This window comes from Synechococcus sp. BMK-MC-1 (genome assembly GCF_014279955.1).
GTDB lineage: Bacteria > Cyanobacteriota > Cyanobacteriia > PCC-6307 > Cyanobiaceae > Synechococcus_C.
On record NZ_CP047939.1, the window covers coordinates 1,749,489 to 1,763,519 of the forward strand.

At 59.5% G+C, this 14,031-nt stretch carries 15 protein-coding genes; 8 read left to right on the forward strand and 7 right to left on the reverse strand.

Going from position 1 to position 14,031, the window contains the following annotated elements; genetic code table 11:
* Positions 1-106 precede the first annotated feature (106 nt).
* Entirely contained in the window at positions 107-1,516 is a 1,410-nt protein-coding gene (locus SynBMKMC1_RS09780; RefSeq protein ID WP_186471586.1) for a HAMP domain-containing sensor histidine kinase, read from the forward strand.
* A complete protein-coding gene (locus SynBMKMC1_RS09785) occupies positions 1,516-1,887 on the forward strand; it encodes a hypothetical protein (RefSeq protein ID WP_186471587.1) in 372 nt (123 codons plus the stop codon). The genes SynBMKMC1_RS09780 and SynBMKMC1_RS09785 overlap by 1 nt, the downstream gene beginning before the upstream one ends.
* Here SynBMKMC1_RS09785 and SynBMKMC1_RS09790 read toward each other — a convergent pair.
* The 5 genes from SynBMKMC1_RS09790 to SynBMKMC1_RS09810 form a co-directional block, all read right to left on the reverse strand.
* A complete protein-coding gene (locus SynBMKMC1_RS09790) occupies positions 1,835-3,298 on the reverse strand; it encodes a HAMP domain-containing sensor histidine kinase (RefSeq protein WP_186471588.1) in 1,464 nt (487 codons plus the stop codon). The genes SynBMKMC1_RS09785 and SynBMKMC1_RS09790 overlap by 53 nt on opposite strands.
* Positions 3,299-3,391: 93 nt before the next feature.
* On the reverse strand, positions 3,392-3,979 hold the full coding sequence (locus SynBMKMC1_RS09795; RefSeq protein ID WP_186471589.1) for a prepilin-type N-terminal cleavage/methylation domain-containing protein: 588 nt from the start codon (positions 3,977-3,979) through the stop codon (positions 3,392-3,394).
* A gap of 7 nt (positions 3,980-3,986) precedes the next feature.
* Positions 3,987-4,514: a prepilin-type N-terminal cleavage/methylation domain-containing protein gene (locus SynBMKMC1_RS09800; protein WP_186471590.1), complete on the reverse strand. Its 528-nt coding sequence runs from the start codon at positions 4,512-4,514 to the stop codon at positions 3,987-3,989.
* The gene (locus SynBMKMC1_RS09805) at positions 4,511-4,915 is read right to left on the reverse strand and encodes a hypothetical protein (protein WP_186471591.1); all 405 of its coding nucleotides are present in this window, start codon (positions 4,913-4,915) and stop codon (positions 4,511-4,513) included. Before SynBMKMC1_RS09805 ends, SynBMKMC1_RS09800 begins: the two co-directional genes overlap by 4 nt.
* Positions 4,915-5,355: a hypothetical protein gene (locus tag SynBMKMC1_RS09810; protein ID WP_255486160.1), complete on the reverse strand. Its 441-nt coding sequence runs from the start codon at positions 5,353-5,355 to the stop codon at positions 4,915-4,917. Before SynBMKMC1_RS09810 ends, SynBMKMC1_RS09805 begins: the two co-directional genes overlap by 1 nt.
* A gap of 133 nt (positions 5,356-5,488) precedes the next feature.
* Here SynBMKMC1_RS09810 and SynBMKMC1_RS09815 point away from each other — a divergent pair, with 133 nt between their 5' ends.
* Positions 5,489-6,196 (forward strand): response regulator transcription factor, encoded by a 708-nt coding sequence (locus tag SynBMKMC1_RS09815; protein ID WP_186471593.1) that lies wholly within the window; start codon positions 5,489-5,491, stop codon positions 6,194-6,196.
* On the opposite strand, the gene SynBMKMC1_RS09820 is transcribed toward SynBMKMC1_RS09815, so the two are convergent.
* Positions 6,171-7,457 carry a sensor histidine kinase KdpD gene (locus tag SynBMKMC1_RS09820; RefSeq protein ID WP_186471594.1) on the reverse strand — a complete coding sequence of 429 codons (1,287 nt, stop codon included), beginning with the start codon at positions 7,455-7,457 and terminating at the stop codon, positions 6,171-6,173. The genes SynBMKMC1_RS09815 and SynBMKMC1_RS09820 overlap by 26 nt on opposite strands.
* A 131-nt stretch (positions 7,458-7,588) precedes the next feature.
* Between SynBMKMC1_RS09820 and SynBMKMC1_RS14790 the strand changes: the two genes are divergently transcribed.
* From SynBMKMC1_RS14790 to SynBMKMC1_RS09845, 5 genes are all read left to right on the forward strand, one after another.
* Positions 7,589-8,071 (forward strand): type IV pilin protein, encoded by a 483-nt coding sequence (locus SynBMKMC1_RS14790; RefSeq protein WP_186471595.1) that lies wholly within the window; start codon positions 7,589-7,591, stop codon positions 8,069-8,071.
* A complete protein-coding gene (locus SynBMKMC1_RS09830; protein ID WP_186471596.1) occupies positions 8,031-9,737 on the forward strand; it encodes a hypothetical protein in 1,707 nt (568 codons plus the stop codon). Before SynBMKMC1_RS14790 ends, SynBMKMC1_RS09830 begins: the two co-directional genes overlap by 41 nt.
* Positions 9,738-9,739: 2 nt before the next feature.
* The gene (locus SynBMKMC1_RS09835) at positions 9,740-10,306 is read left to right on the forward strand and encodes a Tfp pilus assembly protein FimT/FimU (RefSeq protein WP_222930357.1); all 567 of its coding nucleotides are present in this window, start codon (positions 9,740-9,742) and stop codon (positions 10,304-10,306) included.
* A gap of 51 nt (positions 10,307-10,357) precedes the next feature.
* On the forward strand, positions 10,358-11,428 hold the full coding sequence (locus SynBMKMC1_RS09840; protein ID WP_186471598.1) for a calcium-binding protein: 1,071 nt from the start codon (positions 10,358-10,360) through the stop codon (positions 11,426-11,428).
* Positions 11,429-11,654: 226 nt separating this feature from the next.
* Positions 11,655-12,137 carry a hypothetical protein gene (locus tag SynBMKMC1_RS09845; RefSeq protein ID WP_186471599.1) on the forward strand — a complete coding sequence of 161 codons (483 nt, stop codon included), beginning with the start codon at positions 11,655-11,657 and terminating at the stop codon, positions 12,135-12,137.
* 6 nt (positions 12,138-12,143) lie between these two features.
* On the opposite strand, the gene lepA is transcribed toward SynBMKMC1_RS09845, so the two are convergent.
* On the reverse strand, positions 12,144-13,964 hold the full coding sequence (lepA, locus tag SynBMKMC1_RS09850) for a translation elongation factor 4 (protein ID WP_186471600.1): 1,821 nt from the start codon (positions 13,962-13,964) through the stop codon (positions 12,144-12,146).
* Between the last annotated feature and the right edge of the window lie 67 nt (positions 13,965-14,031).

Consider the following 14,031-nt stretch of genomic DNA (forward strand, 5'->3'; position numbering starts at 1 on the left):
CTCGGCCGGGCGGTGCCCAGGGGAGACGACGCAAAGCTCACGTCAGCGCAAGCGTGTGATGGGGTGCATTCTTGCCTGCCTGAGCGGCAACGAGCAGGATTGACCTATGCAACCGTCGCGCCCCTGGAAGCAACGTCTCACCGGCAGCATGCTGGGGCAGTTGCAGCTGGCCACCTATGCCGCCGTGCTGCTGGGATTCACAGCGGCCACAAGCACAGGGCTCTGGTTGAGCGAGCGCACACGCCTGCAGGTGGGGGAAGCGGAGCTCCGGGCTGGTTCGGAATCGCTGGCGTTCTGCCTGGTGGCCCACGGCGGCGAAGGAGAGGATGTGATCCGCAGGGAACTGCAGGATCACTCCAGCGTGCGCACCCAACTCTGGCTGGAGCAACCGGATGGCTCGGTGCTCAGCCCGGAGCGCTCGCATCTGCCGCTACCGCAGGGCCTGCTGCAAACAGCCATGGCCGCCAACAGCACGCGCACGCCAGGACAGGCCCATGTGATCGAGGTGAATGGGCGCGACTACCTCACCCTGCTCGACCGCAAGTTGAACTCCGGAGCCCTGCTCTGGAGCAGCACGGAAATCACCGGGCTGGGGCGATCGCAAACGGAATTTCTGGGCTGGATGATCGTGATCTGGGGAAGCTGCCTCGGAGGCTCCCTGGCGCTGGTCACCCTGCTGGTGCGACGGATCACCAAGCCCCTGCAGGATCTGAGCGACCGCAGCGCGGAACTCACCGCCGACGGGCTGAAATCGGCGGCCCTGCCGGTCCCCACGGGGCCCGTGGAGCTCACCCGCCTCACGCGCACCTACAACGCCCTGATCGAGCGGCTGGCCTGGTCGTGGAGTCAGCAGCGCCAATTCGTGAGCGCGGTGAGCCATGAACTGCAAACACCACTCACCCTTGTATCCGGTTCGCTGAAACGGGTGATGCGCAAGGCGCCGGATCTGGATCCGGCCTTGAGGCAACGCCTGCAGGACGCCCAGGACGAAACCACCGACATGCAGCAGCTTCTCAACGACCTGCTCGATCTCTCCCGCAGTGATTCCGGCCGGTTGCAAGTGAAGAAGGAAGCCGTGCAGCTGCAACCCGTCATCGACACCATCGTGCGCGTGCAGGGGCCTGCCTACGGGCGCACGATTGAAGCGCAAGGGCCCAGCGATCAGGCCGGCCTTGTCGTTCTTGCCGATGCATCCCGGCTGCATCAGGTGCTGGTCAACCTGGTGGAAAACGCCCACAAATACTCACCGCCGGATCAACCGATCGAGCTCACCCTGGCGCGGGTTGCCAAGGGCGTTCAGGTGGAGGTGATCGACCATGGCATCGGCATTCCCAGCAGCGACCAACCCCACATCTTTGAACGCTTCCATCGCGGGTCGAACACCGGGGGCTACAGCGGCAGCGGCCTCGGACTCTCCGTGGTGAAATTACTGGTGGAAGCGATGGGGGGATCGATCACTGTGGCCAGTGAACCCGGGATGGGCAGCCGCTTCCGCATCCTTCTGCAATCGGCTTGATGATCGCCTACCTCATCCTCTGCACCTTGCTGGTGCCGGCCAACCTCTGGGCCACGATCACCCCCCACCTGCACAGCGAGGTGAGCATGCGCCTGCTGCATGCCCTCTCAACCGCCGTGCTGATCCCCCCTTTGGTGAGCCTGTGGCGTCAACACCGCAGCATCAAGCCGCTGCCTGCTTTGCTGTTCGCTCCCTTCTTGGTTGTGCTGGTGGTGGTGAACACCCACATCGCCCTGATGGGCATGGGAGTGCGCTTTGGCTGGATCGATCATTTGTTTCTCACCATCGCCTGTCTCGCCGTGATCGCCTTTTATCTCCTCAATGGCGATGAGGCTGGAGCCGTGGATCCGAGGAACGAGGGCATCGCCTGAGGCTGATCACGAACACGGCTCCTCCGCCCTCGCCGTCCTCCACCGACACCGCTCCTTCCATCTGCGAGACGAGAGTGGACACCACTGCCAGACCGATGCCGCTGCCTGGGATACCGGCGTTGTGTTGTCCGCGGCGGAACCGCTCAAACACGAGGCTGCGTTCCTCCAGAGGGATTCCCGGGCCATGGTCGCGAACGCGCAGCTCCACCTGCGACGGCGTGCTGGAGCAGCCAATCTCAACCGGTGTGTGAGCGGGGCTGTACTTGCAGGCATTCTCGATCAGATTCACGAGGCACTGCACCACCCGGTCGCGATCCGCCCAGGCCTGCAGGCTGTGGGGATCGATGCCTTCCGCTGGGCAGAAGAGAAACTGGCGTTCGCCTGCCCCCTCGGCCAGGGCAATGGCCTGCTGCACCGCCTCGCAAACGCTCAAGGGTTGGAGCTCGAGTTGAAGACTGCCGGTTTCGGCTCGCGTGATCGCCAGCAAGCCCGTGACCAGCCGCCCCAAACGACGGCTCTCCTCCTCGACAATCGCCAGTTGATGGCGCTGCTCCTCAGAGAGATTGTGGGAACGCCGCAATAAACGGCGGCTGTAGCCGGCGATCAGGGTGATCGGGTTGCGCAGCTCGTGGCTCACGGTGCTGGCAAATTGGCGCTGACGCTCAAAGGACTGAGCCAGGCGGTCCAGCAGCTCGTTGAAGGCATGGGCAAGGGGCTGGAGCTCGTCTGGTTCCTGGCCCGGCGTAAAGCGTTGCTGTTGCAGCGAACTGGAGCGCACGGCGCTGAGGGTTTCACCAAAACGGCGCAGGGGGCGAAGGCTGCGCTGAATTCCGCGGCGATTGATGATCAGCGTCAGCAACGACGCCAACAGGGCTGCCGCGGTGAGGATCCCATTGAGCTGGCGCTGCAGGGCCACGTCCTCGCTCACGTCCTTCAGGAGATAGAGGCTCCAGGGGGTTTTGCCCAGGCTGAGGGTCGTGCCACTCACCATGTAGGTGCGGCCTTCGGCGTCAAAGGTTTGCGGACGGGACGTGCGGCGCACCTGTTCTTCGGCCTGAAAACGCAGCGCCGGCGTGGAAACGATCAGATCGTTGCTGCTGAGCTGGGGCATCACCATGCCGGCCGGAAAGCCCTCGGGATGCCCCCAGAGGGCCAGATCAAAGGTGGAGAAGTGGCTCAAGGTGCGCTGCAGCGTTTGCGCATCCACCTGCTCGGCACTGCTGCGCAGGACGACACGCTCGGCCCTGCGCATGATGTCCAGCTGGCGTTGATAACGCTGCTGGGCAAACACCTGCAGGTTCACCACCAGCAGCAATCCGTAGCCCAACAACACGGCCACCAGGCTTGTGCGTTCCAAACGCCGCTGAATCGCTGTGGATGGTGCTGTGAACAGGCGTGGCCGCCAAGGCATCAGCCAACCTGGGAACAACACTCTCATTTCAAGGCAGAGCCAAGCCCTGGTCGTCCCCCAACTAGGGGATGAACGAGCCAGCACATTCTCTGCTCAAGCATCCAGGCGGCTCTGAAATCGCCGCTGTTGACCGGACCGATCATGAAGCTCCTGCTCCAGTTGCAGTTGGAGCAGCGGAAGCGTTGGATGGTTCTGCGCGCTGAATCCAGGAACGGAACGATCGGGCAATGCATCCAGCAACACCCGGTTTTGATAGGCCCCCTCAAGATTAATCACGCCATCGATCCCGTAAGACGGACCGCAACGCATCAGCACCTGTCCCCGCCAGATCGCCGAAGGTGCCCGGCCAACGGAGTAAACGATCACAGCGCTGCCCCGGGCATCTGGATCGCCGGCCCCCATGGCGATGGCGAGCACGGGTCGCCGTCCGCTGAGGCGACAGGGCCAGGAGGATGAAGGAGGAGGATCGACCATCCAGCCCTGGGCGGTTGCGATCTCGGCTTTGATCAGCGCCAACGTGCGACGCTGCAGCCCGGTGGTCTGCAGGCGCTCGGCCATGGCCGAACCCAGCCGCAGGTCGGCACCGATCAAGCGCAGCAACAGCGCAAACAATGCAGTGCCCAAACTCAAAGCCAGCAACAGCTCCAACAGGGTGAAGCCCCTGGCGCGTTGGCGATCCATCACCGGGTCAGCCCTCCTGAGGCAACGGCTTACACTGGCTGCTGCGCAACGCCTCTCCCTCCGCTGGGGAAGGCGCCGTATAGCGGCCGATTCGGCTGATCCCCAGGGGCAGGCTCACCACCAGACAGGGGCTGCTGGACACCCGGGGATGGTGCAGCACCGTGGTGCCGCCATCGAGCAACAACCCGTTGGCTGACACCCGCAGCACCGAAGGCAGATTGGTGTGCACCTTGATTCCGGCCTGGCCCACACCCTCCTGGAGCGACAGCGCCGCACCCCTGCAAGGAGGCAAGGCGTCGCTTTCAGCCGCCAGCCAGGCCTCAGGACCAAGGGCCACAGCACAGGCCTGCTGATGCCGGCGGGCCGAAAGCCGAGCGCGTTCAAGTCCCAAGCGCAGGCGACGGGCCGCCGCCTCGAGCTGCAACCGATCCCGGTCGGCACCGGCATGCACCAGGCCGATGCTGCAGGTGATGCCTACGATGGCGACCACCACCATCACCTCCACCAGGGTGAATCCATTGCGAACACGCGTCATGGCTGGCACAGGCCGTAGGCCGCGGGGGTAATCAGCTGACGCCGCTGCGGGCCAGCAGGGCCCTGGGGTGGGTGCGCCTGGAGCTCCTGCCAGAGGCCAACGCCATCGGGATCGGCACTCAGGTGCCGGCGGATCCCCTCGGGCAGCGGCAGCGCCTCATCCATGGCTGCGCTGAGGCTGCTCACAGCAAAGCGGCAGGAGCCATGGGTGAGCATGTGGGGCCCGGCTTCGGCGATCAGCCAGCGATGGCTCGCCAGGCGGAGCTGTTCCAACTGATCCCCCTGCTGCTCGAGCCGAGTGGACGCCGCCACTTCGCTTGCGGCCTGACTCCACACCGCCAAAGCAGCGGCACTGCTTCCCGCCAGCAGCAGGCTGGAGATCAACACTTCAATCAGGTTCATCAGGCCTCCTCCTGAGCGGTACGGCCGAGCAGCTGGGGCTCCCCGAGCGCTGTGATGCCATCGCCATCAACCAGATGCACCAGCACCTGCGCCTTGCGGCCATCGCCTGTGGCCAGCAGCAGAGTTCCGCGGCTGGCAGCGGGCTGCCAGTTGATCAGGCGCCAGGGCTCTCCAGCCACAACGCCACTCGTGAGGAGCTGGGGATCGGCCTGCGGGCAGGCGGAGGGCGCTGCCTCCCAGGCCGCCGACGGCAAGGGCAGCAAGCAGGCCTGAGGGCCCTGGGCCGCCGCCGCAAACGCCTGCGCCGCCGAGCGCAACTGATCCGCGCCGGCGACGCGTTGCTGATGGGCCGCCGCCCGCAAGCGCCCCTGAAGGCTGAGGGTGTGAATGGAGGCGCTGCCCAACAGGAGCAGGGATGACACCCCAAGAGCCAGGGGCATCACAAAGCCCTGGGCCTGCGGCCTGGGCAGATGCCGAAACGGTTCACAACAAAACATGGGAACGGGAGCAGCACAACTGGCTGAAGCATTCCCCGCCCGCCAGCCATAAGGTGACGGCAACGACCTGTTCGCGATGGCCGAGGAGCCCAGCGGCCAACTGCTGATCGTCGACGACGACCCGGAGCTGTTGCAGTTTCTGCTCGAAGAACTCAGCCAAGACGGCATCGCGTGCCAGGGGGCCAACTGCGGAGCCGAGGCTTTGCTGCTGCTGCGCCAACAGCATTTTGATCTGGTGGTGCTCGATTGGAACCTGCCGGATTTCAACGGCATTGAGATCTGCAGGCGCCTGCGCAGCAGCGGCGACACCACACCGGTGCTGATGCTCACGGCCCACCACGATCTGGAAGACCGGGTGCAAGCCCTCGATCTGGGAGCGGATGACTACATCACCAAACCGTTCGAGCTGCCAGAACTGCACGCCAGGGTGCGCGCCCAACTGCGCCGCAGCCGCTATGCCAACCCGGATGCTTCGGCCGAAACGTTGACCCTCGGCGATCTGCAGCTGGACCTGATGAGCCGAAAAGTGCAGCAGGGCGAACGGGAGTTAGCCCTCTCCCAGCGGGAATTTGATCTGCTCGCCTTTCTGGTGAAGCACCACGGCGAAGTGCAGGCCCGCCAACAGATCCTCGACAGCGTTTGGGGAGCGCCGTTTGTGGGTGACCCCAACACCCTGGATGTGTACATGGGCTATCTGCGCCGCAAGTTGGAAGGCCCCGATCGTCCCCGGCTGCTGCACACCGTGCGCGGGGTGGGCTTCATGGCGCGGCTGCCGCAACCTTGAAGCGCAGCTGCAGATCGGCCCCTCCGCCGGGTGCCTCAGCAATCACCACCTCGCCGTTCATCGCCCGCGTGAGTTCATCCACCAGCGCCAGGCCGATGCCGGCCCCCCGTTGCCCGGCGGCTGTGGATCCGCGCTGAAAGCGCTGCAACACCAGCGCCCTCTCGGCTTCGGCAATGCCCGGCCCGGAATCCTGCACATGCAACACCAGCTGATCGCCGCTCACCTCGGCGAACAGGCGCACAGAGCCGGTGCTGAAGCTGAGCGCATTGCTGATCAACAACTGCAGGCTCTGCTGCAGACGGGTGGCATCAGCAGAAAACAGCGGCAGCCGTTGCACGGAGGGAAGCGGCAACTGCAGGCGCTCCCCCGCATGGGCACAGGCCTGCTCATAGGCCAGCAGCAGCTTTTCATCGGCATCGAGAAGGGCCGGATGCAGTTGCAGCCGGCCGCCGTCGCAGCGGGCCAGTTCACGCAGGGAGGTGAGCAACTGGCCCATCCGTCTGGCCTCCGCCGTGATCGAGTTCACCGAGTCCCGGGCCGGATCGGCGAGCACCTGGCGCTGCAACCGTTGGCTGTGGCCGGAGATCACCGTGATCGGCGTGCGCAGCTCATGGGCCACGCCATCCACAAACGAGCGCTCCCGTTGCCAGGCCGCAGCCAGGCGTTGCTGGAGATTGTTGAAGGCCTCAGCGATCGCACGCAGTTCCTGGGGCTGACGGCTGGGATCGAGTAGGTGCTCACCGAGGGTGTCGGCCTCGAGAGCCTGGAGCTCCTGATCGAGATCATTGAGGGGAAGCACCAGCCCGCGCTTCAACACGGGCCGCAAGAGCAGGGAGGTGAACAGGATGGAAGCACCGGCAGCGGCCACCAGCAGTAACTGTGAGAGCTGCTGCTGCTGCAAGGAGGCCGTCACGTCTTGGCGCAGCTCAAGCAGACGGCGCTCGCTATTGGGTAACTGAAAGCTGGAGCGGCTGAGCAACCATTGCTGACCGGATGGCCATGGTTGGAGCGTGGGCGACTGCAACTCACCATCAGCAAGCACACGCGCTTCCAGACCCAAGGAGAGGAGTGGGCCAGCATCCAGAGCACCGGTGGAGGCCTGCTGCAGCAAGGATGCCGCCAGCTTCAGGTGCTGCTGTTTGCGTTGGAGATCCCCCAAGGCTGCATTCACCAGCAGCAGCAGCACATAGCCGGCGATCACCGAGAGCAGAGCGGTGGACTGAAGCCAACCGCGCAGTGATGGCAGAACGGTGCGCCGCAAAAGCTGAGAGCAACCCTAAGAACCTTCTTAGGAAGCTTTAGCCGTTCCTTCCTGTACGAACCATGAGAAAAGGAGATGGTTGATCCGTGAGCACGAAACGTGCCAGTTCACTTATCACCATCTGACCAGCCATGACCACACTTAATAGCCGGCTCCAGCTGGCACTGCTCAACCGCAAGAAAGGCCGCAATCTGCTCGAGAAAGGCTTCACCTTGGTGGAGCTGATGATCGTAATTGTAATTGTGGGAATTCTATCTGCGGTTGCACTTCCAAACTTCCTGAGTCAGACCAGCAAAGCAAAAGCAACAGAATGCACCACACGATTGGGCGCCATACTTTCTCAAGCTGGAGCAGAAGGGTTAACGACTGGAACTACCGATGAAAAAAATGCAACGATGGAGGCAGTAGTCGACTCACACGACTCAAGCCTTTGCGAATTCACAACAGGTAATTTCTCTGGAACAGGCGATAATATTTTCACAGTCACTGCAACTGGCCTGGGAGACTTAGATGAAAAATACAGCGCGAAAGGGTGTGTAAATCCAGCAACAGGGGTCAGAAAACAGGCAATCAATGCAAGTACAACTCCTCCAGCAGATCCAAGCTGCGCCTAAGCACCTGCTGGCGGCAGCTAACAGTGGCGATCAGCCCCCCCCTGGAAATCACCTTTTCCAGGGGTTTACAGCAGGCAAAATTGAACAAACTAACAGCTTCTATCGCAGCACGGTGAAACTTTTTCACCATAAGCAGATTCCCGAAGAGGGATTCATACTCCCCCTCGTCATCACCGTAGGTCTGATCATGCTCGCGGGAAGCGCCGCCATGCTTACCCGCAGCTTTGGCGGCCTGGTCGGCTCCACCCGTCTCGAACAATCGCGTCAAGCCAAAGCGATTGCCGAGGCGGGTTTGGCGCGCACGATCGAAGGCTTGAATCGAAACTATAACTACCTCCTAATTAACTGTTACTCCCAGAGTGGCTCAGCCCCACCCCCTAACGATTGCATTAATACCGGCACCTGGGGCACACCATCCCTTCCCTCATCCATTTGCGCCGATGCCACCCAAAGCGGAACCCCCGTCCTGACGTCAAGCAACACCAATCCAAGCGGGGATTACGTTATTGATTACTACGCCTATTCAGGTACACAGTTTTATGGCAGCACAGGTCGTCTGCGCGTAATCGGCTATAGAAAAAATGCCGATAAAAGCAAAATTCTTGCCACCGCGGCAGTGGAAATGAGCTTCGACGTAAAGCCAAAACCCTGCAACTGCCGTTTCGGCGATTTCTCTGGCGAATGCTCTTCCAGCGGATTTCCAGGCCTCCTGGGCTCATATATCAATCTCGGCAATAATGACGTGAAAGGTGCCACCTCCGGAAACGTTCTCTGCACCCGCTGCGAAAATCCCAATCCCAACGGTCCACCGACCCAAGCACAAGCAGAAGCTGCCATTGGAGCACTGAACAACAGTGATGTGGATGGTCAGATTTTTCTAGGGCCGATTAATCTCCCACCAGTGCCCACTTTCCCGGACAATGATGTCACCAATCCTCCGAATCTCCTTCAATTTGTAAGCACAGCAGCCGACGTCAACAACCTACCTATAAAAGGAAATGGGAAAAACAATGCCACATACCTCATCACTGCAAGCTCAACCCCCACCACTGATCTCAGCAGTACCAACAACAACGGTTATTGCGCAACCGACACAAGCAACCCGCCGGTCACGCACTGCAGAATCAATACAATCCTGCTAAGCGGTAAAGAGCGCTTGGAAATTGACACCAGTTCAGGGCCGGTGCGTCTTTACGTCGAAGGATTGGGCGAGGCGGTCAAGGCAGGAGGCAACACGGGGATCATTCATGACGGCCGTCCCGGAGACCTCTCCATGTATGGGCTGCCACTGAATGCCGATCCGAAGTGCAGCACAGCTAATGAGAATGACACGATTCAAACAGTGACCCTGTCAGGCACATCACAAGGCAACAACCAAAAGGCAGCCAACATGTTTGTATATTTTCCATGCGCCACCGTTGGCATCAATGGCGGCTCAGGGGCGACAGCTGACTGCGATGAAACCGGTGAATGTGGCGGCGTGGATATTTCCGGGGCCGTTTGGGCCAAGACCTGGGACGGCTCAAACTCAAACAACGCCCAATTGGTGGTCCCCAAAGACATGGGGTCACAACTGTTCACCGGCCTGGGCACTCGCTTTGGCATCAGCGTTCAGGATTACATCGGCCTGGGAGTGAACAGCTGGACATCATTTGAAAAGCTCTGATCATGGTTGTCACGACAAGGGGCTCGAAAAGAAATTCAGGCTTCACCTTGATCGAATTGCTTGCATTGATGATCATTGCAGGCATACTGAGCGGGATTGCTATCCCATCATTTCAACGCAATTGGCAGCAGGAACGCTTGAAAGCAGCAACCCGCGAAGCTGCCAGCTGGATCGAAGACATACGCCTTCGCGCTGTGCAGCAAGCGCAAAAGTGCGTCGTCAACGTCATCGACAGCACGGCTTCACTTGAGCCCGATCCAAACACAAATGATTGCAGCAATATCAGCGCACTCAACCTTCGGGAGATCGTTGAAAATTCTCAACAATTAGTGGTTTGCAGCCAAACAGATTTAGCACCAAGCTCGGTGAGCTGTACCAACGAAAGCAACAATTCACTGCCCACTGAAATCGTCTTCACCCCAAGAGGAACTATTTCGAAGGGCGGTTTGATCAAATTACATTTCTCTCCAGACATTCCTAATCGCTGCATCGCCATCATCCAGCCCCTTGGACTGGTTCGCCAAGGAATTGAACGATCCAGTGGCTGCGACTACAACACTGCTTTTTAAACAATGGGATTCACACTCACTGAACTCCTGGTCGCAGCGTTCATTGGAATGATGACAGCCACTGTGGCAGGCCAAGCACTCGTTTCGCATCTCGAAAGCAGCGAAAAAGCCGAAGCCATGGAACGCCAACGCAACGATTGGTCGAGAGCAACATCCTTTATTGAAGCTGAAATAGCACTATCGGAACGCTTAATCAGCAATAGCAGCAATGTACTGATTCCGCCGATCTGCCCAATCAATACCAGCAACACTTCGTCGGAATTTCGCTTTGCCATCGACATGCGCCGGGATCTGCCCTTGGCGATCTATGCCGTGAAACCTTCCACCAGCGATTGGCTGCCCAACAACACCCTCTGGCGTTGCGGCCCCGCGCTCGAAGACGACGGCTCATACAACAACAGCATGGAATGGAGTCTGATCTTGGATGGCCTTGATGGAGACTCGGAAGATGGAGGATTCACAGTCACAACCAATGATGGCAAGTATGCCTCCTTCACTCTTGCTTTGAGGGGCCATGCCACCGTGAAATACGGCAGCGTCACTGGAGCCCGCGCAAGAATCAGCCCTCTCTATTCACGACCTTCGGAAGGAAGCCTTTGTGATGCATCGAACCTTGTGAATGTCCCTGGCAAGGCAGGAGAAGCGGATGACATCACTGTGCCAATTGCAAACATCAAAGCTGGGGAAGATGTGCTTGTCTGCGGTTACGGCGGCGGAGACAAGATCACAGGCTCCGATGCCAATGACATCATCGAAGCTGGGGACAACGGCTCGAGCATATTAAATGGCGAAGCAGGAAATGACTTCCTTAGAGGAACAAACGATGCAGACACCTTGAATGGAGGTGACGGCATCGATGTGTTGGTGGGACGTGGAGGAAATGATCGTCTTGATGGCGGCGGTGGCGACAAAAACATCTACCTTCTTGGCACTGGAGCCGACACAGTCAATGGCGGCCCGGGCCTCGACATTGTTTTTTTGGAAGGAAAGCGCTCTAACTACGGAACAGCCGGATGCACCAAAACACAATGCACGATTACTCAATCTGATCAAGAAAATCAAACCCTGAAAAACGTCGAGATCCTCATCTTTGATGACGCCAGACTTGACCTACCAAATTAAACAACTGTCCCTTTTCAGCAAACACTCAGGATAAGATCGTCAGCATTTCAGTGAATACACTCCCTTTACAAGCGAAAGACAGAAGCCCAGTAGAGAGAATGAATGGGTGCAAACAATAAGATCAACTTCTCAAAAATTCCGGCCAAGCCTGTCCCTGAGGAAACGCGCCTTTAGCCGTGTTTTCCATTCACACTTCTGGAGGATTAAGCGAGGGAAGAGCTAGACCATGACACTCACCGAATCCCTGGTTTCATCCTTCATCCTGGTAGCACTGACCACACAGACAGGGCGTCTGTTTGGAGACTCCATGCAAGCCCTGGGCAAAAGCCGAGCAAGAGATACCGTCAATGCAGCCATCCACAGGGATCTTGAAGACGTTCGCCAAACGGTTGCGCTATGGAAAGCTGACAGCTCAATGACAACCAATGGACAACTTGCGTACACGCCTGACGCAGGTCAGTGTGAGAATGCGACTCTAGGGACAGCACTACTCAACGAACAATCCAACAATCTGAATACGATCTCAAATCTGGACTTATCGCAGAGTCCAACACCTCTTCAAGGTCTCAGCGTCATACGAACAATCAGCACGGCCAATGCAAACAATACTTTGATCCAAGTGAACTACAGCACCACTGGAAGCAGCACCATCAAGATTCAGCACAGCACCACACTCTCCATACCAGCTCAGAGTTGGTGTCCTACTTAAGGTGCTTCAACTCCCCCCTCCATCATTGAGCTTGAGCACCGCCATGAAGGCCTCCTGGGGCACATCCACCTTGCCCATGGCCTTCATCCGTTTCTTGCCCTTGGCCTGCTTCTTCAGCAGTTTCTTCTTGCGGGAGATGTCACCGCCGTAGCACTTGGCCAGCACGTCTTTGCGGATCGCGCTGATGCTAGTGGAGGCAATGATGCGGCTGCCGATCGAGGCCTGCAGGGGAATCTTGAACTGCTGGCGGGGAATTAGCTCTTTCAGTTTCTCCACCAGGGCCTTGCCCACGTTGTAAGCCTTATCGCGGTGCACGATTGTGGTGAGGGGGTCTGCCCGCTCGCCGTTGATCAGCACATCCAGGCGCACCAATTCGTTCTTGCGATAGCCGATCAGGTGGTATTCCATCGATGCATAGCCCTGGGTGCGCGTCTTCATCTGATCGAAGAAGTCGGTCACCACTTCCGCCAGTGGTAATTCATAAATCAAGGTCACCCGATCGGTGGTGATGTATTTCATGTCGAGATACTCACCGCGCCGTTCCTGGCACAGGCCCATCAGCGCACCGTTGTAATCATTCGGCGCATAGATCTCCATCTTCACGTAGGGCTCTTCAATCGACTCACGCTTCTGCGGATCGGGAAGGGTGGCGGGGTTGTCCACCATCACTTCCGTGCCATCGATCATGTTCACCTTGTAAATCACCGACGGTGCGGTGACGATCAGATCGAGGTCGTACTCCCGCTCCAGGCGCTCCTGCACGATTTCCATGTGCAGCAGGCCCAGGAAGCCGCAGCGGAAGCCGAAGCCCATCGCACTGCTGGTTTCCGGTTCGAACTGCAGGGCGGCATCGGAGAGCTGCAGCTTGTTGAGCGCTTCGCGCAGATCCGGATACTGATCGGCCTCCGTGGGGAACAGGCCGCAGAACACCATCGGCTTGGCCTCGGTGTAACCCGGCAGGGGCTCATCCGCTGGCGCATTCAGCAGGGTGATCGTGTCGCCCACGCGGGCATCAGCCACGGCTTTGATCGAGGCCGCCAGGTAGCCCACTTCACCGGCGTGGAGCTCCTCCACCTTCTTCTGGTCTGGCGCCATGATCCCGATTTCATCGAGCTCATAGGTTTTCTTGCTGGCCATCAACAGCACCTTGTCTTTGCAGTTGATGCGGCCGCTCATCACCCGGAAATACACAATCACGCCCCGGTAGGGATCGTAATAGGAGTCAAAGATCAGGGCTTTGGTGGGTTCCTCCACCGCATCCTTTGGCGCCGGCACCCGGTCCACCACCGCCTGCAGAATCTCGGGCACTCCCAACCCTGTTTTGGCCGAACAGGGAATGGCCTTGCTGCAGTCGAGCCCGATGATCGCCTCCACCTCTTCCTTGATCCGATCGGGGTCGGCACCTGGCAGGTCGATCTTGTTGAGCACGGGAATGATCTCGAGATCGTTTTCCAGCGCCAGATACACATTGGCCAGGGTCTGAGCCTCCACCCCCTGGCTGGCATCCACCACCAGCAGGGCACCCTCACAGGCCTGGAGGCTGCGGCTCACCTCATAGGAGAAGTCCACGTGGCCGGGAGTGTCGATCAGGTTGAGCACGTACTCCTCACCGTCGGCCGCCGTGTAGTTCATGCGCGCCGCCTGGAGCTTGATCGTGATCCCCCGCTCCCGCTCCAGATCCATGTTGTCGAGGAATTGCTCCTGCATGTCCCGGTTGGCCACCGTGCCGGTGTCTTGCAGCAAGCGATCGGCCAGGGTCGACTTGCCATGGTCGATGTGGGCAATGATGCAGAAGTTGCGGATCCGTGAGACGGGGGCGTCGGTCATGCGGTTGGCGGAATCCCGGCTCGGGCTGCTCTTGTCAATTGCCCAATCCTAGAGAGCCGTTCCGCTG